Source organism: Mordavella massiliensis, assembly GCF_016902415.1.
GTDB lineage: Bacteria > Bacillota > Clostridia > Lachnospirales > Lachnospiraceae > Merdimonas > Merdimonas faecigallinarum.
Genome location: NZ_JACJLV010000023.1, coordinates 1 through 19,011 on the forward strand (window position 1 = coordinate 1; position 19,011 = coordinate 19,011).

At 51.0% G+C, this 19,011-nt stretch carries 20 protein-coding genes and 1 pseudogene; 16 read left to right on the forward strand and 5 right to left on the reverse strand.

The window, feature by feature from the left end; all coding sequences use genetic code 11:
* A pseudogene (locus tag H6A13_RS07935) lies at positions 1–193 on the forward strand (Rpn family recombination-promoting nuclease/putative transposase); the annotation flags it as partial.
* 124 nt (positions 194–317) lie between these two features.
* Here the strand turns inward: H6A13_RS07935 and mscL are convergent.
* Complete coding sequence (gene mscL, locus H6A13_RS07940; protein ID WP_338043037.1) at positions 318–779, reverse strand: large conductance mechanosensitive channel protein MscL; 462 nt, start codon at positions 777–779, stop codon at positions 318–320.
* 265 nt (positions 780–1,044) lie between these two features.
* Here mscL and H6A13_RS07945 point away from each other — a divergent pair, with 265 nt between their 5' ends.
* The 14 genes from H6A13_RS07945 (at position 1,045) to H6A13_RS08010 (ending at position 13,400) form a co-directional block, all read left to right on the forward strand.
* Entirely contained in the window at positions 1,045–2,028 is a 984-nt protein-coding gene (locus H6A13_RS07945) for a beta-ketoacyl-ACP synthase III (RefSeq protein ID WP_204909074.1), read from the forward strand.
* Between the two features lie 99 nt (positions 2,029–2,127).
* A complete protein-coding gene (acpP, locus tag H6A13_RS07950) occupies positions 2,128–2,355 on the forward strand; it encodes an acyl carrier protein (protein ID WP_204909075.1) in 228 nt (75 codons plus the stop codon).
* Between the two features lie 46 nt (positions 2,356–2,401).
* Positions 2,402–3,340 carry an enoyl-[acyl-carrier-protein] reductase FabK gene (fabK, locus tag H6A13_RS07955; RefSeq protein ID WP_204909076.1) on the forward strand — a complete coding sequence of 313 codons (939 nt, stop codon included), beginning with the start codon at positions 2,402–2,404 and terminating at the stop codon, positions 3,338–3,340.
* The gene (gene fabD / locus H6A13_RS07960; RefSeq protein WP_204909077.1) at positions 3,333–4,262 is read left to right on the forward strand and encodes an ACP S-malonyltransferase; all 930 of its coding nucleotides are present in this window, start codon (positions 3,333–3,335) and stop codon (positions 4,260–4,262) included. The genes fabK and fabD overlap by 8 nt, the downstream gene beginning before the upstream one ends.
* Positions 4,256–4,996: a 3-oxoacyl-[acyl-carrier-protein] reductase gene (gene fabG / locus H6A13_RS07965; protein WP_204909078.1), complete on the forward strand. Its 741-nt coding sequence runs from the start codon at positions 4,256–4,258 to the stop codon at positions 4,994–4,996. Before fabD ends, fabG begins: the two co-directional genes overlap by 7 nt.
* 194 nt (positions 4,997–5,190) lie before the next feature.
* On the forward strand, positions 5,191–6,429 hold the full coding sequence (gene fabF / locus H6A13_RS07970; protein ID WP_204909079.1) for a beta-ketoacyl-ACP synthase II: 1,239 nt from the start codon (positions 5,191–5,193) through the stop codon (positions 6,427–6,429).
* Positions 6,430–6,445: 16 nt separating this feature from the next.
* Entirely contained in the window at positions 6,446–6,931 is a 486-nt protein-coding gene (gene accB, locus H6A13_RS07975) for an acetyl-CoA carboxylase biotin carboxyl carrier protein (RefSeq protein ID WP_204909080.1), read from the forward strand.
* Positions 6,932–7,022: 91 nt separating this feature from the next.
* A complete protein-coding gene (fabZ, locus tag H6A13_RS07980; RefSeq protein ID WP_420827224.1) occupies positions 7,023–7,454 on the forward strand; it encodes a 3-hydroxyacyl-ACP dehydratase FabZ in 432 nt (143 codons plus the stop codon).
* Positions 7,455–7,466: 12 nt separating this feature from the next.
* Positions 7,467–8,801 carry an acetyl-CoA carboxylase biotin carboxylase subunit gene (locus tag H6A13_RS07985; RefSeq protein WP_204909082.1) on the forward strand — a complete coding sequence of 445 codons (1,335 nt, stop codon included), beginning with the start codon at positions 7,467–7,469 and terminating at the stop codon, positions 8,799–8,801.
* Positions 8,802–8,814: 13 nt separating this feature from the next.
* Positions 8,815–10,569: an acetyl-CoA carboxylase carboxyltransferase subunit alpha gene (locus tag H6A13_RS07990; protein ID WP_204909083.1), complete on the forward strand. Its 1,755-nt coding sequence runs from the start codon at positions 8,815–8,817 to the stop codon at positions 10,567–10,569.
* Between the two features lie 10 nt (positions 10,570–10,579).
* Positions 10,580–11,632 (forward strand): NAD(P)H-dependent flavin oxidoreductase, encoded by a 1,053-nt coding sequence (locus tag H6A13_RS07995; protein WP_204909084.1) that lies wholly within the window; start codon positions 10,580–10,582, stop codon positions 11,630–11,632.
* A gap of 75 nt (positions 11,633–11,707) precedes the next feature.
* Positions 11,708–12,178 (forward strand): MarR family winged helix-turn-helix transcriptional regulator, encoded by a 471-nt coding sequence (locus H6A13_RS08000; protein WP_204909085.1) that lies wholly within the window; start codon positions 11,708–11,710, stop codon positions 12,176–12,178.
* 18 nt (positions 12,179–12,196) lie between these two features.
* Positions 12,197–12,916 (forward strand): NAD-dependent protein deacylase, encoded by a 720-nt coding sequence (locus H6A13_RS08005; RefSeq protein WP_204909086.1) that lies wholly within the window; start codon positions 12,197–12,199, stop codon positions 12,914–12,916.
* A 163-nt stretch (positions 12,917–13,079) separates the two neighbouring features.
* A complete protein-coding gene (locus tag H6A13_RS08010; RefSeq protein ID WP_204909087.1) occupies positions 13,080–13,400 on the forward strand; it encodes a rhodanese-like domain-containing protein in 321 nt (106 codons plus the stop codon).
* A 103-nt stretch (positions 13,401–13,503) separates the two neighbouring features.
* Here the strand turns inward: H6A13_RS08010 and hydF are convergent, their stop codons facing one another.
* The 4 genes from hydF to H6A13_RS08030 form a co-directional block, all read right to left on the reverse strand.
* On the reverse strand, positions 13,504–14,706 hold the full coding sequence (gene hydF / locus H6A13_RS08015) for a [FeFe] hydrogenase H-cluster maturation GTPase HydF (RefSeq protein ID WP_204909088.1): 1,203 nt from the start codon (positions 14,704–14,706) through the stop codon (positions 13,504–13,506).
* Positions 14,707–14,798: 92 nt separating this feature from the next.
* Positions 14,799–16,220, reverse strand: coding sequence for a [FeFe] hydrogenase H-cluster radical SAM maturase HydG (hydG, locus tag H6A13_RS08020; protein ID WP_204909089.1), 1,422 nt, complete (start codon positions 16,218–16,220; stop codon positions 14,799–14,801).
* 48 nt (positions 16,221–16,268) lie between these two features.
* Entirely contained in the window at positions 16,269–17,306 is a 1,038-nt protein-coding gene (gene hydE, locus H6A13_RS08025; protein WP_204909109.1) for a [FeFe] hydrogenase H-cluster radical SAM maturase HydE, read from the reverse strand.
* 283 nt (positions 17,307–17,589) lie between these two features.
* Positions 17,590–18,057, reverse strand: coding sequence for an HAD family hydrolase (locus H6A13_RS08030; protein ID WP_204909090.1), 468 nt, complete (start codon positions 18,055–18,057; stop codon positions 17,590–17,592).
* A gap of 135 nt (positions 18,058–18,192) precedes the next feature.
* Here H6A13_RS08030 and H6A13_RS08035 point away from each other — a divergent pair, with 135 nt between their 5' ends.
* A complete protein-coding gene (locus H6A13_RS08035; protein WP_204909091.1) occupies positions 18,193–19,011 on the forward strand; it encodes a protein-ADP-ribose hydrolase in 819 nt (272 codons plus the stop codon).

A 19,011-nucleotide genomic window follows, 5' to 3' on the forward strand; every position in this document is an offset into this window, starting at 1 on the left:
GGAAGCCGGACTGGCAGAAGGAAGGGAAGCCGGACTGGCAGAAGGAAGGGAAGCCGGACTGGCAGAAGGCAGAGAAGCGGGAGTGGCTTTGGCTAAGAAGGTTTTCCGTTTGTCAGCAGAAGGCCGGACAGAGACCGAGATTGCAGTAGAGGCTGGAATTTCGCCAGATGAGGTGCAGAAAATTTTGAAGTAGATTATATTATGAACAAAGATTAGAAAGCCAGGGAATCGAAAATAATGATTCGCTGGCTTTATCTTTGGCAAAAAAATGGGGACGGGGGATTTTTGAAAATCCCCCGTCCCCATTTGAATTTAGTCTATACGGTTTCGGGTGCTGCCGGTTCTTCTGTCTTTGCCTCTTCCTCCAGTACGGAAGTACAGTGCGGACATCTGGTTGCTTCAATAGCGATCTCGCTCTTGCAGAACGGGCAGATCTTGGTGGTGGGAGCGGCTGCTTCCGCCTCTGCTGCCATTTTCTTTTTGCCCAGGTCCATCAGGGTGTTCATAGCTTTCAGGATACAGAAAAGTACGAACGCCATGATCAGGAAGTTTACAACGGAAGAAATGAATGCAGATGCGAATCCTGCGATATCCTCAAAGGAATACATTTTTCCGCCGGTTACAAAGTTCAGGATCGGATTGATAAAGTTATCGGTGAGAGAGGTAACGATACTGGTAAAAGCGCCACCAATGATTACACCGACTGCCATGTCCAGCGCATTTCCGCGCAGGGCAAACGTCTTAAATTCTTCGACAAATTTTGTCAATTTCTCTTTCATTGTAGATAACCTTTTCTTTTTTAAAAATGTACATTTTCCAAGTTTCTTCGTCAGTGATTTTTAAACACACCTTTCCTATTATAGCAAATGGTATGGAAAAGGCAATAGAAATTGTGAAAAAAGTAACCCTGGCGGATTGTAATTTCTATAAGGCTCCAGGAAAAGATTAATATTTTGATTATCAAAATACTTGACAGGCAAAATATCCTGGTATATACTTTGGGAGTCAAAATAATTGAAAGCAAATCGATACAGGGGAATACTTATGTCAGGAATCATATGCGGGACGGGCTCCTATGTACCGCCCTATTCAATGGACAACAATGATATCGCGAAGCTGGTGGAGACCAGCGACGAGTGGATCCGGGAGAGGACAGGCGTAGTAAGGCGCCACATTATTCAGGAAGAGACGACTGTGTCCATGGCCGCCAGGGCTGGACAGAGCGCCCTGGAAAATGCAGGGGTAAGACCGGAAGAGGTGGATCTGATCCTGGTGTCAACCATTTCCTCCAATGTAATCCTTCCCTGCGCGGCCTGTGAAGTGCAGAGGGAGCTTGGGGCTGTCAATGCCACCTGTTTTGACCTGAATGCCGCATGTACGGGATTTCTTCTGGGATATAACACGGCGGCGGCCTATCTGGCGGCGGGGGTCTATCAGACAGCGCTGGTCATCGGGAGCGAAAGCCTCTCCAATCTGACCAACTGGAAGGACCGGAGCACCTGCATATTGTTTGGAGACGGAGCGGGCGCGGCTGTGATCCGGAGGGGCGAAGGAAGGCATTACCTTCCGGTTACGCATTCCAACGGGGCAAAAGGCGGGGCGCTGACCTGTAAGAGCCGGCATGACCACAATGGACTGACCAGGCATCAGGAAGTAGAGACCCTGGCAGATCCGGAATATTTTATGCAGATGGACGGTCAGGCAGTCTTTAAGTTTGCAGTCAGAAGTGTTCCGCAGGCTGTGGAAGAGGTGCTGGAAGCCAACCAGGTAAAAAAGGAAGAGATTTCCTGTTACATCCTCCATCAGGCAAACAGAAGAATCGTGGAGGCTGTGGCAAAGAGACTGGGCGAACCGCTGGAGAAATTTCCGATGAACCTGCAGGAATATGGAAATACTTCCTCTGCCAGCATTCCCATTTTGCTGGATGAGCAGAACCGCAGCGGCAAGCTGAAAAAAGGAGACCGGATCGTGCTGGCAGGCTTTGGAGCAGGATTAAGCTGGGGCGCGTCCATCCTGGACTGGGAGTAAACTGTCGGAGGAATCATTTCCCAGGGACAGTTTATCAGACCTGCAGATGTGCAGGAAATAAATGAATAAGAAAATGAAAAAGAAAAAGGAGACAAAAACATGTTAGAGAGAATCAAAGAATTAGTTGCAGAAAATTTAGGTGTTGACGAGGCTGATATCACAGAGACTTCTTCCTTTAAAGGGGATCTGGGAGCAGATTCCCTGGACCTTTTTGAAATGGTAATGGCTCTGGAAGAGGAGTACGGCATTGAGATCCCGACAGAGGATCTGGAGAAGATCGCAACAGTAGGCGACGTGATTTCTTATATTGAATCTCACAAAGAGTAATCAGGAACTTATAGACTTAGAAAGAATGAAAAGCGGGGTTTGAAAGATGCAGACAGAAGTAACCAAATTATTAGGAATCGAATATCCAATCATCCAGGGCGGTATGGCCTGGGTTGCAGAATACCATCTGGCGGCAGCCGTATCCGAGGCCGGCGGCCTGGGACTGATCGGCGCTGCAAGCGCTCCGGCTGAGTGGGTCAGAGATCAGATCCGCGAAGCAAAGAAGCTGACAGACAAGCCGTTCGGGGTAAATATCATGCTGATGAGCCCCTATGCGGATGAAGTGGCAAAGGTTGTTGCAGAAGAAGGCGTAAAAGTCGTAACAACCGGCGCGGGAAATCCGGAGAAATATATGGCTATGTGGAAAGAAGCAGGCGTAAAGGTGATTCCGGTAGTTGCTTCTGTCGCCCTGGCAAAGAGAATGGAGCGCTGCGGTGCAGACGCGCTGGTGGCAGAAGGCTGCGAGGCCGGCGGACACATTGGTGAAAATACGACCATGGTACTGGTTCCGCAGGTGGCAGATGCAGTCAATATCCCGGTTATCGCGGCAGGCGGTATCGCAGACGGACGCGGCATCGCGGCGGCATTTATGCTGGGAGCAAAAGGAGTACAGATGGGAACGCATTTTGTAGTTACAGATGAGTCTCAGGTACACGAAAATTACAAAGAGAGGATCATTAAGGCGAAGGATATTGATTCCCGTGTAACAGGAAGAACGACCGGTCATCCGGTCAGAGCCCTTCGCAACGATATGACCAAAAAATATCTGGAATTGGAAAATAACGGTGCCAGCTTTGAGGAACTGGAGCAGCTGACCCTGGGCGGTTTAAGAAGAGCTGTTGTGGACGGCGACGTGAAGAACGGAAGCGTGATGGCAGGGCAGATCGCAGGCATGGTAAAAGAAAGAATGTCCTGTAAGGATCTGATCCAGAAGCTGGTAAAAGAAACCGATGCATTGATAAAAGGAGCAGGCTTTTATGAGTAAAACCGCATTTATTTATCCGGGGCAGGGCGCCCAGAAAGCTGGTATGGGGGCGGATTTTTATGAAAACTGCCCGGAGGCAAGAGAACTGTTTGACCAGGCCGGCGAAGCGCTGGGGCTTGACATGGCGGCCCTTTGTTTTGAGGAAAATGATCAGCTGGATCTGACAGAATATACGCAGGCGGCGCTGGTGACTACCACCCTTGCCATGACAAGAGTGGTGGAAAAACACGGCATTCACGCGGATATGACCGCGGGATTAAGCCTGGGAGAGTATTCCGCGATCGCGGCGGCCGGCGGCATGAGCGAACTGGACGCCATCCGTCTGGTAAGAAAAAGAGGGATCCTGATGCAGAATACCGTTCCGGCAGGCGAAGGCGCCATGTGTGCGGTAATGGCTATGGATGCCGGAAAGATTGAAGAAGTGATCGCGCCCATTGACGGCGTGTCCATTGCAAACTATAACTGCCCGGGGCAGATCGTGATCACGGGCGAAAAACATGGCGTGGAGCAGGCGGCGGAAGCTTTGAAGGAAGCGGGAGCCAAAAGAACGGTGATGTTAAATGTCAGCGGACCCTTTCATTCTCCCATGCTGATCCCTGCAGGAGAAAAGCTTGCAGGAGAACTGGCAGACGTCCAGATGTCTCCGCTGAAGATCCCGTATGTGACCAATGTGACCACAGAGATCATTTCTGATATCAGCAGAACCAAAGAACTGTTGAAGGAACAGGTAAGTTCTCCGGTGCGCTGGATGCAGAGCATGGAAGTGATGATCGAAAACGGTGTGGATACCTTCATCGAGATCGGACCGGGACGCACGCTGGCCGGTTTCATGAAGAAGATCAACCGGGATGTGAAAGTATATAACATTGCAGCGTTAGAAGATATTGAGAAAGTGGCTGCAGAAATGGAGGCCTCATGTTAGAAGGAAAAGTGGCGGTAGTGACAGGCGCTTCCCGGGGGATCGGGAAAGCGATCGCGAAAAAACTTGCATTGCAGGGCGCGAAAGTCATCATCAATTATAACGGATCAGAAGAAAAGGCGCTGGCCGTAAAGGCAGAGATTGAAGAAGCGGGCGGGCAGGCAGTTGTATATCAGTGCAATGTGGCGGATTACGCAGCCTGCGAGACCTTTATCCAGACCGTGATCAAGGAGCAGGGGAGCCTTGATATCCTGGTAAATAACGCCGGGATCACCCGGGACGGACTGCTGATGAAAATGTCTGAGGAAGATTTCGATCAGGTAGTGAATACCAACCTGAAAGGCGCGTTTCATACCATGCGTTTTGCCGCAAGACAGATGTTAAAACAAAGAAGCGGCCGGATCATTAATATGTCTTCGGTTGTAGGCGTCAGCGGAAATGCAGGACAGGTCAATTACGCAGCCTCCAAAGCGGGCGTGATCGGCATGACCAAGTCAGCGGCGAGAGAACTGGCAAGCCGTGGGGTGACGGTCAACGCTGTGGCGCCGGGATTCATTTCTACAGATATGACAGACGTGCTTTCAGACAAAGTCAAAGAAGCGGCGGAAGGACAGATTCCGCTTGGCAGATTCGGAAAGCCGGAAGACGTGGCCGCGGCCGTGGCATTTCTGGCGTCCGAAGAAGCGGGATACATCACCGGCCAGGTGCTGCACGTAGACGGCGGGATGTGCATGTAATGAGACCTGCATCGGCAGAGGAAACTGCATTTGCAGATTTATCTGCAGATATGCAGTTTTCGATGTCGATATTGGGCGAATGCCCACAGCGAGATGAAGCGATAGCGGAATCGAGCTGGGCAGGTCGAATGGTTGCTGGTCAGGGCAGGGCGAATGCCCACAGCGAGATTTATATTTATGAAAGGACAGGTTCTATGAAAAGAAGAGTCGTAGTGACAGGACTTGGGGCAGTCACCCCCATCGGAAATACAGTGGAAGAGTTCTGGAATAATATTAAAAAGGGAACCGTGGGAATCGGAGAGATCACCAAATTCGATACCACAGACTACAAAGTAAAAATTGCCGCAGAAGTCAAAGATTTTGTGGCTAAGGAGAGAATGGATTTCAAATCAGCCAAGCGGATGGAGCCATTTTCCCAGTATGCGGTAGCGGCGGCAAAAGAAGCCTATGAAGATGCAGGACTTGACATTTCAAAAGAAGATCCTTACCGCGCCGGCGTCATCATCGGCTCAGGGATCGGAAGCCTTCAGGAAGTGGAGAAGGATTATGAAAAGATCCTGACCAAAGGACCGTCCAAGGTAAATCCACTGATGGTTCCGCTGATGATCTCTAACATGGCCGCCGGAAATGTATCCATCCAGCTGGGATTTAAAGGGAAATGCACCAATGTGGTGACAGCCTGCGCCACCGGGACCAACTGCATCGGAGACGGTCTGCGGGCCATCCAGTATGGAGATGCGGATATTATAGCCGCAGGGGGAACAGAGAGCTGTATCTGCCCCACCGGCGTGGCGGGATTTACCAGCCTGACAGCCCTTACCACATCAGATGATCCGCTGCGGGCATCCATTCCATTTGACAAGGACAGAAGCGGATTTGTCCTGGGAGAAGGCGCAGGCGTTGTGATCCTGGAAGAGCTGGAGCACGCAAAGAAGCGGGGCGCGAAGATTTATGCGGAAGTGACAGGATACGGAGCGACCGGGGACGCTTACCACATTACCTCTCCGGCCGAGGACGGAAGCGGCGCTGCAAAAGCGATGGAACTTGCCATGGAAGAAGGCGGGATCCAGCCTTCCCAGGTGGACTACATCAATGCCCACGGCACCAGCACTCATCACAACGATCTGTTTGAGACCAGAGCCATCAAGCTGGCGCTTGGCGATGCCGCAAAGGATGTGGTGGTCAATTCCACAAAATCCATGATCGGTCACCTTCTGGGAGCGGCCGGCGGTGTGGAATTTATCGTCTGCGTCAAGAGCATTCAGGACGGATTCATCCATCAGACCATGGGAACCAGGGAAGCAGATGAAGAATGCGATCTGAATTATGCCATTGGCGCTCCGGTGGAGAAAGATGTCAATTACGTGCTGACCAATTCCCTGGGCTTTGGCGGCCACAACGCAACACTTCTTCTGAAAAAATATGAAGGATAGAAAGGACGGCTGTATCATGGAATTTGAAAATCTTTTAAAGCTGATCCAGGCAGTTTCCGATTCAGAACTGACCGGACTGAAATACGAAGAAAAAGGTGTGAAGCTTCACCTGACCAAAGAAAAAGAAACGGTAATGACTGCGGTACAGACCGTTCCGGCCGGAGAAACACAGCAGGCAGCAGCCTTTGCGCCGGCAACATCCTTTGCACCGGCAGCACAGACATCTGCTGCCTCTGAGACAGCAGGGACAGAAGAACCGAAAATGGAAGGGAACATCGTGACCTCTCCGCTGGTGGGCACATTCTACGCAGCGCCGGCCGAGGATGCAGAGCCCTTCGTCACCGTGGGAAGCCAGGTGAAAAAAGGCCAGACACTGGCCATCGTAGAAGCCATGAAACTCATGAACGAAATCGAAAGCGATTTTGACGGGAAAGTGGCGGAAGTGCTGGTAGAGAACGGGCAGCCGGTAGAATACGGACAGCCGCTGTTTCGCATTTGTTAGTTAGGGTACACCCTGAAAGTCGATTAGGTACAGGGTGAAAGTCAATTTGGGACGTAGACCTTTTGCATTTTACTACGTCCCCAGGAGGTCTATCATGAACCATTTAGATATTAATCAGATCAAGGAAATTATCCCCCACAGGCATCCGTTCCTGCTCATTGATTATATTGAGGATTATGAGCCGGGGCAGTATGCAGTGGGATATAAATGTGTGTCCTACAGGGAGGAGTTTTTTGCCGGGCATTTCCCGCAGGAGCCGGTGATGCCGGGTGTCCTGACTGTGGAGGCACTGGCCCAGGCAGGCGCCGTGGCGATTCTTTCCAAGGAGGAAAACCGGGGAAAGATCGCTTATTTCGGCGGCATTAATAAGTGTAAATTTAAAGGGAAGATCGTGCCGGGGGACAAGGTCCGCCTGGAGACAAGGATCATCAGGCAGAAAGGGCCTGTCGGTGTCGGCGAGGCTGTTGCCAGTGTGGATGGAAAAACGGTTGTCAGCGCGGAACTGACATTTATGATCGGATAGGGGAATCGTTATATGATTAAGAAAGTATTGATCGCAAACCGCGGCGAGATCGCGGTCCGGATTATCCGGGCGTGCCGGGAAATGGGAATTGAAACGGTTGCTGTTTATTCGGAGGCGGATAAAGAGGCGTTGCACACGAAACTTGCGGATGAGGCGATCTGCATCGGCCCGGCGCCTTCGCAGGAGAGTTACTTAAGTATGGACCGCATTTTGAGCGCCACGATCATCAGCGGCGCGGACGCGATCCATCCGGGTTTTGGTTTTTTGTCTGAGAACAGTAAATTTGCAGAGCTCTGTGAGCAGTGCAATATTACGTTTATTGGTCCGGATTCGAAAGTGATCGCAAGTCTTGGAAATAAGCAGGAAGCCAGAAATACCATGGTGGCGGCGGGTGTGCCGGTAATCCCTGGCAGCAAAGACGCCATTTATGATGTGGAGACTGGAAAGAAAACTGCGGAAGAGATCGGCTATCCGGTGATTATCAAGGCGGCTCTTGGCGGCGGCGGTAAAGGTATGCGTGTGGCGCAGACAGCGGAAGAGTTTGAGAAAAGCTTCCAGACCGCCCAGAAGGAGAGCCAGATGGCATTTGGCGACGGCACCATGTATATCGAGCATTTCGTACAGCATCCGCGGCACATTGAATTTCAGATCCTGGCGGATAAATATGGAAATGTGATCCATCTGGGAGAGAGGGACTGCTCTGTACAGAGGAATCACCAGAAGATGATCGAAGAATCTCCGTCGCCGGCTCTTGACGAGAGCTTAAGACAGAAAATGGGAGAGGCTGCCGTCAGGGCAGCGAAGGCCGCGCACTATGAAAATGCGGGCACCATCGAATTTCTTCTGGAGAAAAATGGAAACTTTTATTTTATGGAAATGAATACCCGGATCCAGGTAGAGCATCCGGTGACCGAATGGGTGACCGGGATTGATCTGGTAAAAGAGCAGATCCGGATCGCTTCCGGGGAGGCGCTTTCCTATACCCAGGACGAAGTGCGGCTCACCGGCCATGCCATTGAGTGCCGGATCAATGCGGAGAATCCGGAAAAAGGCTTCCGCCCGTCTCCGGGAACCATTACGGACATGTACCTGCCGGGAGGAAAGGGGATCCGGATCGATTCCGCGATCTACAGCGGCTACACCATTCCTCCGTATTATGATTCCATGGTGGCGAAGCTGATCGTCTGGGCCAAAAACAGAAAAGAGGCCATCCGCAAGATGCAGAGCGCCCTTGGAGAGGTTATTATCGAAGGCATTGATACCAACGTGGATTACCAGTACGAGATCCTGAACCATCCGGATTATCGTTCTGGAAATATCGATATTGAGTTTATCGAAAGATTGTAGAAGGTGAAGTTCTATGAAATTAGACAATGTATTTAAAAAGACCAGATTATCTTCCGCCAGAAAAGCTTACATTGCCCTTGGCCACAACCGACCGGAAGTGCCGGAAGGCCTGCTTCGCAAATGTAACAAATGCGGCGGAGCCATTATTGCGGAAGATGTGAAAAACGGATACTATATCTGCCCCAAGTGCGGCGGGTATTTCCGGGTTCATGCCTACCGCCGGATCGAGATGGTGGGAGATGAAGGAACCTTTGAGGAATGGGATCAGGATCTGGCTTCTGTCAACCCGCTGCATTACAAGGGGTATGAAGAGAAGCTGGCAGGACTTAGGGAAAAGACCGGCCTGAAGGAAGCGGTGGTGACCGGCAAGGTGAAGATCCAGGGGCAGGAAACGGTGATCGGCGTCTGCGACGGACGGTTCATGATGTCCAGTATGGGTCATGTCGTGGGTGAAAAGATCACCAGAGCCGTAGAGCGGGCCACCGAAGAAAAGCTGCCGGTCATCTTATTTACCTGTTCCGGCGGGGCCAGGATGCAGGAGGGAATCGTCTCTCTGATGCAGATGGCAAAAACCAGCGCGGCCTTAAAACGCCACAGCGATGCAGGGCTTCTCTATGTAACGGTGCTGACTGACCCCACGACAGGAGGAGTGACCGCAAGCTTTGCCATGCTGGGAGATATTATCCTGGCAGAGCCCGGCGCGCTGATCGGTTTCGCAGGTCCAAGAGTCATTGAGCAGACCATCGGACAGAAACTTCCCAAAGGATTCCAGAGGGCAGAATTCCTGGTGGAGCACGGATTTGTGGATGCGATCGTGGAGCGTCCAAAGCTTCGGGAAACGCTGGGAGAGATCCTGCGGATGCACGGGAACGGCGAGAGAATTTCCGAAGAGGAGGAAGTGGAAACGGCCGGGACAGATGCGGCGGCAGCAAAATCCGCTGAGGATGCCGGAGACGATCAGACTCCGCTTCACCTTCACAACCATGTGGCAGACGCCTGGGACCGGGTGCAGATTTCCCGTATGAAGGATCGCCCGGTGGGCACAGACTATATCCGCGCATTATTTACAGATTTCATAGAATTTCACGGAGACCGTTATTACAAAGATGACAAGGCTATCGTGGGAGGCATCGCGTATTTTCATGGCATGCCGGTTACCGTGATCGCCCAGGAAAAAGGAACCAATACCAAAGAAAATATTGAGCATAATTTCGGGATGCCGTCTCCGGACGGATACCGTAAGGCGCTCCGTCTGATGAAGCAGGCAGAAAAATTCGGGCGGCCGGTGATCTGCTTTGTCGATACGCCGGGCGCGTTCTGCGGACTGGAGGCAGAAGAGAGAGGGCAGGGCGAGGCCATCGCCAGAAATCTCTATGAACTGTCCGGACTGAAGGTTCCGGTGCTGAGCGTTGTCATTGGCGAAGGCGGAAGCGGCGGCGCGCTTGCCATGGCTGTGGCCGACGAAGTGTGGATGCTGGAGAATTCCATTTATTCCATCCTTTCGCCGGAAGGTTTTGCCAGCATCCTGTGGAAGGACAGCAGCAAGGCAAAAGAAGCGGCAGATGTGATGAAACTGACGGCAGGCGACCTGTTTGAACTGGGGATCGTAGAATATGTATTCCAGGAGCCGTCTCATTATACGGTGCAGAATCTAAAAGAGGTGGCCGTACAGATGGACGGGAAGATCCGGGAATTTCTGGAACAGTACGGATCGATGGATCAGGCTGCGCTTGTAGAGCACAGATATCAGAGATTCCGTCAGATGTAGGAGATGTGTGATGAATAGAAAACCATTGCGGATGGGAAAGATAGAAGCAAAACTTCCTGTGATACAGGGAGGAATGGGGGTAGGCATCAGCCTTGGCGGACTGGCCGGGGCTGTTGCAAAAGAGGGCGGCATAGGGATTATCTCTGCCGCCCAGATTGGATTTCGGGAGCCTGATTTTGACCGGAATCCCAGAGAAGCAAATTTACGGGCTGTGAAGACGGAGTATGACAAGGCAAGAAGCCTTGCGCCGGAAGGCGTGATCGGGTTCAATATTATGGTGGCAATGCGCGGGTACGAAGAGTATGTGCGCGCGGCCATTGACGCAGGGGCGGACCTGATCATTTCCGGGGCGGGCCTTCCCACTGATCTTCCCAGGATTGCGGGAGAGTCCGGAGCAAAACTTGCGCCGATCGTGTCCACAGAAAAATCGGCCCAGGTCATTTTAAAATACTGGGATAAAAAATATCACCGGATCCCGGATCTTCTGGTCATCGAAGGGCCGAAAGCCGGCGGGCATCTGGGATTTCATCTGGGCGAGATCGAAGAACTTCAGAAAAAATATGACGAGGAAGTAACGAAGATCCTGGCGGTGGTGAAAGGATATGAAGACCGGTACGCTCAGCACATCCCCACAGCGCTTGCAGGCGGCATCTCCGACAGAGCAGCGGCAGATCATGCATTTTCTCTGGGGGCGGATGCCATACAGGTAGCCACCAGATTTGTAACGACCGAAGAGTGCGATGCAGACATCCGCTACAAGGAAGCCTATGTAAATGCGAAAGAAAGCGATATTGTGATTGTCAAAAGCCCGGTAGGCATGCCGGGAAGGGCGATCCGTAACGCATTTATCCGCCGGGTGGAAGCAGGGGAGCAGATCCCTCACAGTCCCTGCCACGGCTGTCTCCACAAATGCGACCCGTCGGCTATTCCCTATTGCATTACCGACGCGCTGATCCATGCTGCCAAAGGCGAGATCGATGAGGCGCTGCTGTTCTGCGGGGCCGACGCCTGGAAGGCGGACCGGATCGAGACCGTAAAAGAAGTCATAGATTCCCTGCTGTAAGGGCAAAAAGAAGCTGTTGATTCTGTGATGCAAAAAAGCGTATAATAATAGCAAAGACGAAAGAGGCAATCGAACATGAAAGATGCGTATGAAGTGATCAATCATACCCTGGTAAGCCTGATCAATGAAATCTGGGAGTTGGAGGAAAAGGCGATCATTACCGAAGAATTTAAAGACCTTACCAACAACGACATGCATGTGATCGAGGCGATCGGCCTGGGAAATGGCGGAAATATGTCTGCCATTGCGAAAAAACTGAATATTACCATGGGTTCACTGACTACTGCCATGAATAGTCTGGTCAATAAAAAGTACGTGGAGCGTCACAGAAGCGAAGAGGACAGGAGGGTGGTGTTCGTAAGACTGACGGCGAAAGGCGTGAGGGCTTACCGTCATCACGAGGATTATCACCGGCAGATGACGCAGGCCATCCTGGATAAGCTGGACGAAAAAGAACTGCCTGTACTTCTGAAGACGCTGGATGCGCTGGACGAATTCTTTACCGGATACAGCCAGAAAGAATTTGCGCAGAAAAAGGACGCTTAAGAAGCAGGAGGGATGATTATGTATGAACAGGAGATCCGCAGATTAAGAGAAATTGTCGAGGACAGCAAAAATATTGTTTTTTTCGGAGGAGCCGGAGTTTCCACGGAAAGCGGCATTCCGGATTTCCGGAGCGAAGACGGGCTGTACCGGCAGAAATACAGCTATCCGCCGGAGCAGATCATCAGTCATACATTTTTTGTCCGCCATCCGGAAACCTTTTTTGAATTTTATAAAGATAAAATGATGGCGCTGGATGCAAAACCAAACGCGGCGCATATCAAGCTGGCCCAGTGGGAGCAGGAAGGCAGGCTGACCGCAGTCATTACACAGAATATCGACGGTCTTCACCAGGCTGCAGGCAGTAAAACCGTACTGGAGCTTCACGGAAGCATTCACCGCAATTACTGCCAGAACTGCGGAAAATTCTACGACGCCCGGTATGTAAAAGACACCCCGGGGATTCCGCACTGTGAATGCGGCGGCGTGATCAAGCCGGACGTGGTCCTGTACGAAGAAGGACTGGATCCCGACGTGATCCAGCAGAGCGTACACGCCATCGCAAATGCCGACACACTCATCATCGGCGGCACGTCGCTGGTCGTATACCCGGCGGCAGGATTTATCGATTATTTCCGGGGGAGACATCTGGTAGTGATCAATAAAAGCGCCACTGCAAGAGAAGTGGGCGCGGAGCTTACGATTGCCGGCCCGATCGGAGAGATTATGGCGGCGGTGTAATGGGGACGTAGTCCTTTTGCAAAGGACTACGTCCCCATTTGCACTTTGCCCTGTACCTAAATGGAATTTACCCTGTCCCCTATGTGACTTTATCACAGAAAAAGGGGAAGATATTTGTTAATGTTGACCTATAAAATGTGAAATATAGGAGGTTTATAGATTGATGAATATTTTTTCAAATGTGAGGAGGAAGTCTCTGCAGGAGTATATTAACGAAGCAAGAGGCCGGGAGGGCAGTATTTTTCTGGATGTGCGTACGCCGGAGGAATATCGGGACGGGCATGTTGAGGGGAGTTTGAATCTCCCCCTGCATGAATTGAAAAAGATTGAGACTTTAATTCCAGATAAGACGAGCCCGGTTTATGTGTATTGCCTGAGCGGAGCCAGAAGTAAACGGTCAGCGGCGCTGATGGGGCATATGGGATATACGGATGTGACGGATATGGGTGGTTTGCTTGGCCAGAACGTGGGATTGGTGAAATAAGGCGGGCCGGGCAGAAAAATGACGAGATAGAATATAGAATAAAAGAGCGGCGGGCGTTATCACCTGCCGCTTTTATTGCCGGTCGCTTATTGCTGGTTACTTTTTATGAAAAAATCTCAATGCTGCGTTCCAGAATTCCTTTCATACAGGCGATAGCGGTTCCGTAGTTGGTGATGGGGATCCCGGCGTCTTCAGCACAGCGGATCCGGTATTTCATTTCCCGTTCATTTAACATGCATCCGCCGCAGTGTACGATCAGGCGGTATTTTTCTAATGAAAATGGAAATTCTGTTCCGCTGGTGAATTCAAATTCCAGTTCTTTTCCGGTATAGTTTCGGATCAGGCGGGGCAGCTTTACGGTGCCGATATCATCGCATTGCCGGTGGTGAGTGCAGCCTTCAGAAATCAATATTTTATCGCCATTTTCCAGATGCCGGAGCATTCTGGCGCCATCGACCAGGGTCTTCAGGTTGCCCTTGTATCTGGCAAATAAGATGGAAAATGAGGTCAATGGGATGTCGGAAGGCGTATCGGCCGCAGCTTTGTCGAATACCTGGCTGTCGGTGATGACGAGTGCGGGCTTTTTCCCCAGTGTTTCCAGTGTGTGTTTCAGGTCCGTTTCCTTTACTACAATGGAAATGGCATTGTGATCCAGGATGTCCCGGATGGTCTGCTGCTGGGGAAGGATCAGCCGGCCCTTGGGCGCGGCTTTATCAATGGGAACGACCAGAACGATGAAATCCGAAGGACGGATCAGATCGCCCAGAATCGTTTTCCCGGAATCTTCGTCCGGAAGCAGCGTGGCCAGCCGTTCTTTCAATTCCTGGATATGGAGGCCGGTAACCGCGCTGACCCAGATCACATTTGCAGCATCAGCAGCATCAGCGGTGTCGGAAGTATCGGCGTCAGGAGCTAGGTCGGCCTTGTTAAAAACAATCAGATAAGGAATGTTTTTTGCCCGGATGCGGTCCAGAATCTGATAGTCTTCGGCCGTCATTCCGGCAGTACCGTCAATCACCAGCAAAGCGATATCCGTTTTATTTAAAATCTGATATGCTTTTTGAATGCGCAGATGACCCAGGTCTCCTTCATCGTCCAAGCCCGGCGTATCGATCAGGACAACCGGTCCGAGAGGAAGCAGTTCCATAGATTTCAGGACAGGATCCGTCGTAGTACCTTTGATGTCAGATACAATCGCCAGGTTCTGGCCGGTAATGGCGTTGATAACGCTGGATTTTCCCGCATTTCTTTTCCCGAAAATACCAATGTGCGTACGCTCTGAGGAAGGCACATTATTCAGACTCATGTGGATAAACCTCCTTGTGGATAAAAAGTGGAAAGTGTGGATAACATTCATTGGGGACGGGGGATTTCTGGAAATCCCCCGTCCCCAATGAATTAGAAGCGGAAGTCTCTCCGGTTATTTTCCCGGATGAGCCGCAGGTTTTCCACAACCTTTGCCCGTACTTTTTCATTGGGTACATTTAAGACTTCTTTGTCGATCAGTTTGTCTCCCAGCGCCTTGGTTGCGGGGGAAGCATAATCCATCAGGTACTCTTCCAGCGTCATGAGGGCATTGGGGTGACAGCAGTTCTGGATCTGCCCGCTCTTGCAAAGGGACATGAAGCGGTCGCCGGTGCGGCCTTCCCGGTAACAGGCGGTGCAGAAGCTGGGGATATAATCCATTTCCATAAGCCAGTGCACGACTTCGTCCAGTGTGCGGGTGTCGATGACGTCAAACTGTTCGGAGCGTTCGTCTTCGGGTTCGGGTTCGCAGTAGCCGCCCACGCTGGTGCGGGAGCCTCCGCTGATCTGGGAGATGCCCAGGTGCAGTGCGCGTTCCCGGACGGCCTGATTTTCTCTGGTGGAGATGATCATGCCGGTGTAGGGCACGGCGATGCGGATGCAGGCAATGATCTTGGCGAAGGTATCGTCGTCGATGCCGTTTTTGAAGGAACTTGCGTCGATGTCGTCAGCATCCCGGAGTCTTGGCACGCTGATGGTGTGAGGGCCGACGCCGAAAGCGGCTTCCAGATGTTCGGCGTGCATCAGAAGGCCCGCAAATTCGTAGCGGTATTTATCCAGGCCGAACAATACGCCAAGACCTACATCGTCGATGCCGCCTTCCATGGCCCGGTCCATGGCCTCGGTGTGGTAATCGTAATTGTGTTTCGGGCCAGTTGGATGCAGTTCCAGGTAGCTTTCTTTATGGTAGGTTTCCTGGAACAAAATGTAGGTGCCGATGCCGGCCTCTTTGAGCAGCCGGTAATCGTCCACTGTGGTGGCGGCGATATTGATATTTACCCGGCGGATCGCGCCGTTTTTATGTTTGATACTGTAAATGGTGTTGATGCAGTCCAGATAGTATTCCATGGTGTTGTGGACCGGATCCTCGCCTGCTTCCAGCGCCAGCCGCTTGTGCCCCATATCCTGAAGGGCGATGACCTCTTTGCGGATCTCCTCCTGGGTCAGCTTTTTGCGGGCGATATGTTTATTTTTTAAATGATAGGGGCAATAGGTGCAGCCGTTGATACAGTAGTTGGAAAGGTACAGCGGCGCAAATAAAACAATCCGGTTTCCATAGAAATCTTTTTTAATCTGCTCGGCCAGGCGGTAGATTTTTTCGTTCATTTCCTCATTTTCACAGGCCAGGAGCACGGAAGCCTCCCTGTGGGAAAGGCCTTTGCGAAGTTTTGCCTTTTCGATCAGAGATTCGATCAGCTTCAGATTGTTTTTGTTTTCATCGGCATAAGCCAGGGTGTCAAGAATTTCCTGATGATCGATAAAATCATCGGCGTGTCTGGAATTTACATCATACATTTGAAAGTTCCTCCTTTTAAAATAATTTTGAAAATATATCCATATGCGTTACATCAGGGAGTCTCCGCGTGTTGTAACGACCTGATATCCAATGGCGGCCATCCGTTCTTCCAGCTCTTTTCTGGCTTCGGCGGCTTCCGCGCCGGTACAGAGCTTGTTGTCGTAGAGGGCGTAGCTTTCCCGCACGTCCGGCGGGGAAAGGTTGGGCATGATTACATTTGCGCCGGCCAGAATCCCCTGTTCTCTGCCGTCCGGGGCGATGGTTCCCAGAGCCGTGGTGGCAGGCAGGAGCACTTTTGGCAGCAGGAGACGGATCAGTCCCAGAAAAAATAAAGTTTCCTCCAGCGTTCCTGCTGACTGGTCTGCAAATGGGGTGGCGTGGTGGGGGATAAAGGGTCCGATCCCCACCATATGTGGCTTCAATCGCTCCAGAAACAGCATGTCTTCCGCCAGATATTCCGGCGTCTGCCCGGGGGAACCCACCATAAATCCGGCACCCACCTGGTAGCCGATGTCTTTCAGGGTAAAGAGGCATTCCTGCCTGTGGGCGGCCGTAAGGTTCTTCGGGTGCAGTGTGGAATAATGTTCTGCGTTGAAAGTTTCGTGGCGCAGAAGATAGCGGTCTGCCCCGGCGTTAAAAAACGCCTGATAACTTTCCCTGGAGCGTTCGCCGATGGAAAGGGTCACTGCGCAGTCTGGGAATTCTTCTTTGATAGAACGCACGATCTGACAGATTTTTTCATCGGTAAACCAAAGATCCTCTCCGCCCTGGAGGACGAAAGTGCGAAAGCCCAGCTGATATCCGGCCCGGCAGCAGGAAAGAATCTGCTCCTGTGTCAGACGGTAGCGTTTTGCCTGACGATTGCCGGCGCGGATACCGCAGTAATAGCAGTCATTTCTGCAGTAGTTGGTAAATTCAATGAGTCCGCGGACCCATACCTGGTGCCCGTAGTAGCGGTGGCGCACTTCTCTGGCAAGAGAGAACAGGTACCGGGATAATTCCGGCGTCTGCCCGCGGATCAGCATAATCCATTCTTCTTTTTCCAGATGATGTTCCTGATAAAGTTTGTTGATCAGTAATGTCAGATCCTGCAAAATGTTTCTCCTGTCTGAAATCAAAATGTTTCTGCGGCATGATGCCACAATGAAGTTTAATGATGAACAAAAAAACCTGGTGCATGAGCGCACCAGGTTTGGCAACAGGAGAAGAGATGATCTCCCTGTTTTCCTATACAAAAAGTAAGATCCTCGCGCCTTCTCACGCAGGTGCAACCCTTTGTGGTTAGTACGTTTCGTGATTTTATATTGTTAGAAAATTATAGCACAGCGAACCGGAATCCACAACCAAAGATAATGTTTTCACAAGCCGTTACCCCCGCAGGGACGCGATCAGTCGCCTGGGTTTCAGCAGAAGATCCAGGCCGTCTACTATAGAAGAAACACAGATGTCTGACTGGGCGGCCAGCTTTCCGTAGGCACCCTCGGGGCCGATGACAGCAATGGACAAAGCCGCGTCAAGGCACATTTTCATATCATTTCGCCCATTTCCGATGGCTGCGCAGGAATCCGGACCAAGTTCTTTTAAAATCTGATGCTTGGCATCAAGAGCAGAGCCCTTCGGGAAAGTGCGGATCGTCAGAGGCAGTCCGTCACACATCTGTGCGGCAGTGCCGTGGGTGTCGGCGGTCAGCACATAAATGTCGAAATATTCGCTCAGCTGACAGAGCCGGGGTCTGACATCCTGGGGAATGGAGCCGTCCACCGCGATAGTACCATTATAATCTAATAATAAATTTTTTAAATGAAGAGTCCTGTAACCGGGAATGTCAATTGTCATAATTACCTCATATTCACGTTTTTTCTTATACTTTAACATATTCACAAAATTTGTGCTATGATAAAGGACAGCAGAGAGATGAAAATATGCGGGAAACGAATCACCCGGCAGAAAAAATAAAGGAAGGAAACAGACATGACAAGAGAAGAAAAAACAGACTGGCTGCTCCAGTATCTGAAAGCAGAAAATGCAGGTTACGCTGCGATCCCGGATCCGGTCAATTTCACAGAAAAAAGAAAACTACTGCGAAGTCTGATGAATGTGCGACGGCCCGGAGAAGCATCCAGCCAATACTATGAAGTTCAGGACAGCCTTCTGACAGAAGAGGCAGAAGAAAAAGGGATCGTAGATGTGCGAAATCTTTCTTCTGTGGCAGAAGAATTTCCGGAAAACGAACTGCGTAACCCGGAAAAGATCTATTTGTGGAAAGGCGACATTACAAGATTAAAGTGCGATGCCATTGTCAACGCAGCCAACAGTCAGCTTCTCGGGTGCTTTGTTCCCTGCCACGGATGCATCGACAATGCGATCCATTCCGCCGCAGGGATCCAGCTGCGAAACGAATGCGCCCGGATCATGGCTGCGCAGGGCCACGAAGAACCCGTTGGCAGAGCGAAGATCACAGAAGGGTATAATCTGCCTGCAAAATACGTGATCCACACCGTAGGTCCGGTCGTAGGCACCATGGTATTGCCGCAGCAGAAAGAAGAATTAAAAAACTGTTATATTAACAGCCTCAAATTAGCAGAAAAACATCATCTGGAATCCATCGCATTTTGCTGCATCTCCACAGGAGAATTTCACTTCCCCAATAAACTGGCAGCAAAAATCGCTGTGGAAAATGTGGATAAGTACCTGACAAAATCGGGGATAAAACAGGTGATATTTAATGTTTTCAAAGAAGAAGACTATCGGCTGTACACAAAAAAGTTTTTGGGGACGGGGGATTTCTAG

Excerpts from the sequence above, each read along its gene's own strand:
- mscL (WP_338043037.1), bottom strand. The coding sequence starts at position 779 with ATGAAAGAGAAATTGACAAAATTTGTCGAAGAATTTAAGACGTTTGCC.
- H6A13_RS07945 (WP_204909074.1), top strand. The coding sequence starts at position 1,045 with ATGTCAGGAATCATATGCGGGACGGGCTCCTATGTACCGCCCTATTCA.
- acpP (WP_204909075.1), top strand. The coding sequence starts at position 2,128 with ATGTTAGAGAGAATCAAAGAATTAGTTGCAGAAAATTTAGGTGTTGAC.
- fabK (WP_204909076.1), top strand. The coding sequence starts at position 2,402 with ATGCAGACAGAAGTAACCAAATTATTAGGAATCGAATATCCAATCATC.
- fabD (WP_204909077.1), top strand. The coding sequence starts at position 3,333 with ATGAGTAAAACCGCATTTATTTATCCGGGGCAGGGCGCCCAGAAAGCT.
- fabG (WP_204909078.1), top strand. The coding sequence starts at position 4,256 with ATGTTAGAAGGAAAAGTGGCGGTAGTGACAGGCGCTTCCCGGGGGATC.
- fabF (WP_204909079.1), top strand. The coding sequence starts at position 5,191 with ATGAAAAGAAGAGTCGTAGTGACAGGACTTGGGGCAGTCACCCCCATC.
- accB (WP_204909080.1), top strand. The coding sequence starts at position 6,446 with ATGGAATTTGAAAATCTTTTAAAGCTGATCCAGGCAGTTTCCGATTCA.
- H6A13_RS07985 (WP_204909082.1), top strand. The coding sequence starts at position 7,467 with ATGATTAAGAAAGTATTGATCGCAAACCGCGGCGAGATCGCGGTCCGG.
- H6A13_RS07990 (WP_204909083.1), top strand. The coding sequence starts at position 8,815 with ATGAAATTAGACAATGTATTTAAAAAGACCAGATTATCTTCCGCCAGA.
- H6A13_RS07995 (WP_204909084.1), top strand. The coding sequence starts at position 10,580 with ATGAATAGAAAACCATTGCGGATGGGAAAGATAGAAGCAAAACTTCCT.
- H6A13_RS08000 (WP_204909085.1), top strand. The coding sequence starts at position 11,708 with ATGAAAGATGCGTATGAAGTGATCAATCATACCCTGGTAAGCCTGATC.
- H6A13_RS08005 (WP_204909086.1), top strand. The coding sequence starts at position 12,197 with ATGTATGAACAGGAGATCCGCAGATTAAGAGAAATTGTCGAGGACAGC.
- H6A13_RS08010 (WP_204909087.1), top strand. The coding sequence starts at position 13,080 with ATGAATATTTTTTCAAATGTGAGGAGGAAGTCTCTGCAGGAGTATATT.
- hydF (WP_204909088.1), bottom strand. The coding sequence starts at position 14,706 with ATGAGTCTGAATAATGTGCCTTCCTCAGAGCGTACGCACATTGGTATT.
- hydG (WP_204909089.1), bottom strand. The coding sequence starts at position 16,220 with ATGTATGATGTAAATTCCAGACACGCCGATGATTTTATCGATCATCAG.
- H6A13_RS08030 (WP_204909090.1), bottom strand. The coding sequence starts at position 18,057 with ATGACAATTGACATTCCCGGTTACAGGACTCTTCATTTAAAAAATTTA.
- H6A13_RS08035 (WP_204909091.1), top strand. The coding sequence starts at position 18,193 with ATGACAAGAGAAGAAAAAACAGACTGGCTGCTCCAGTATCTGAAAGCA.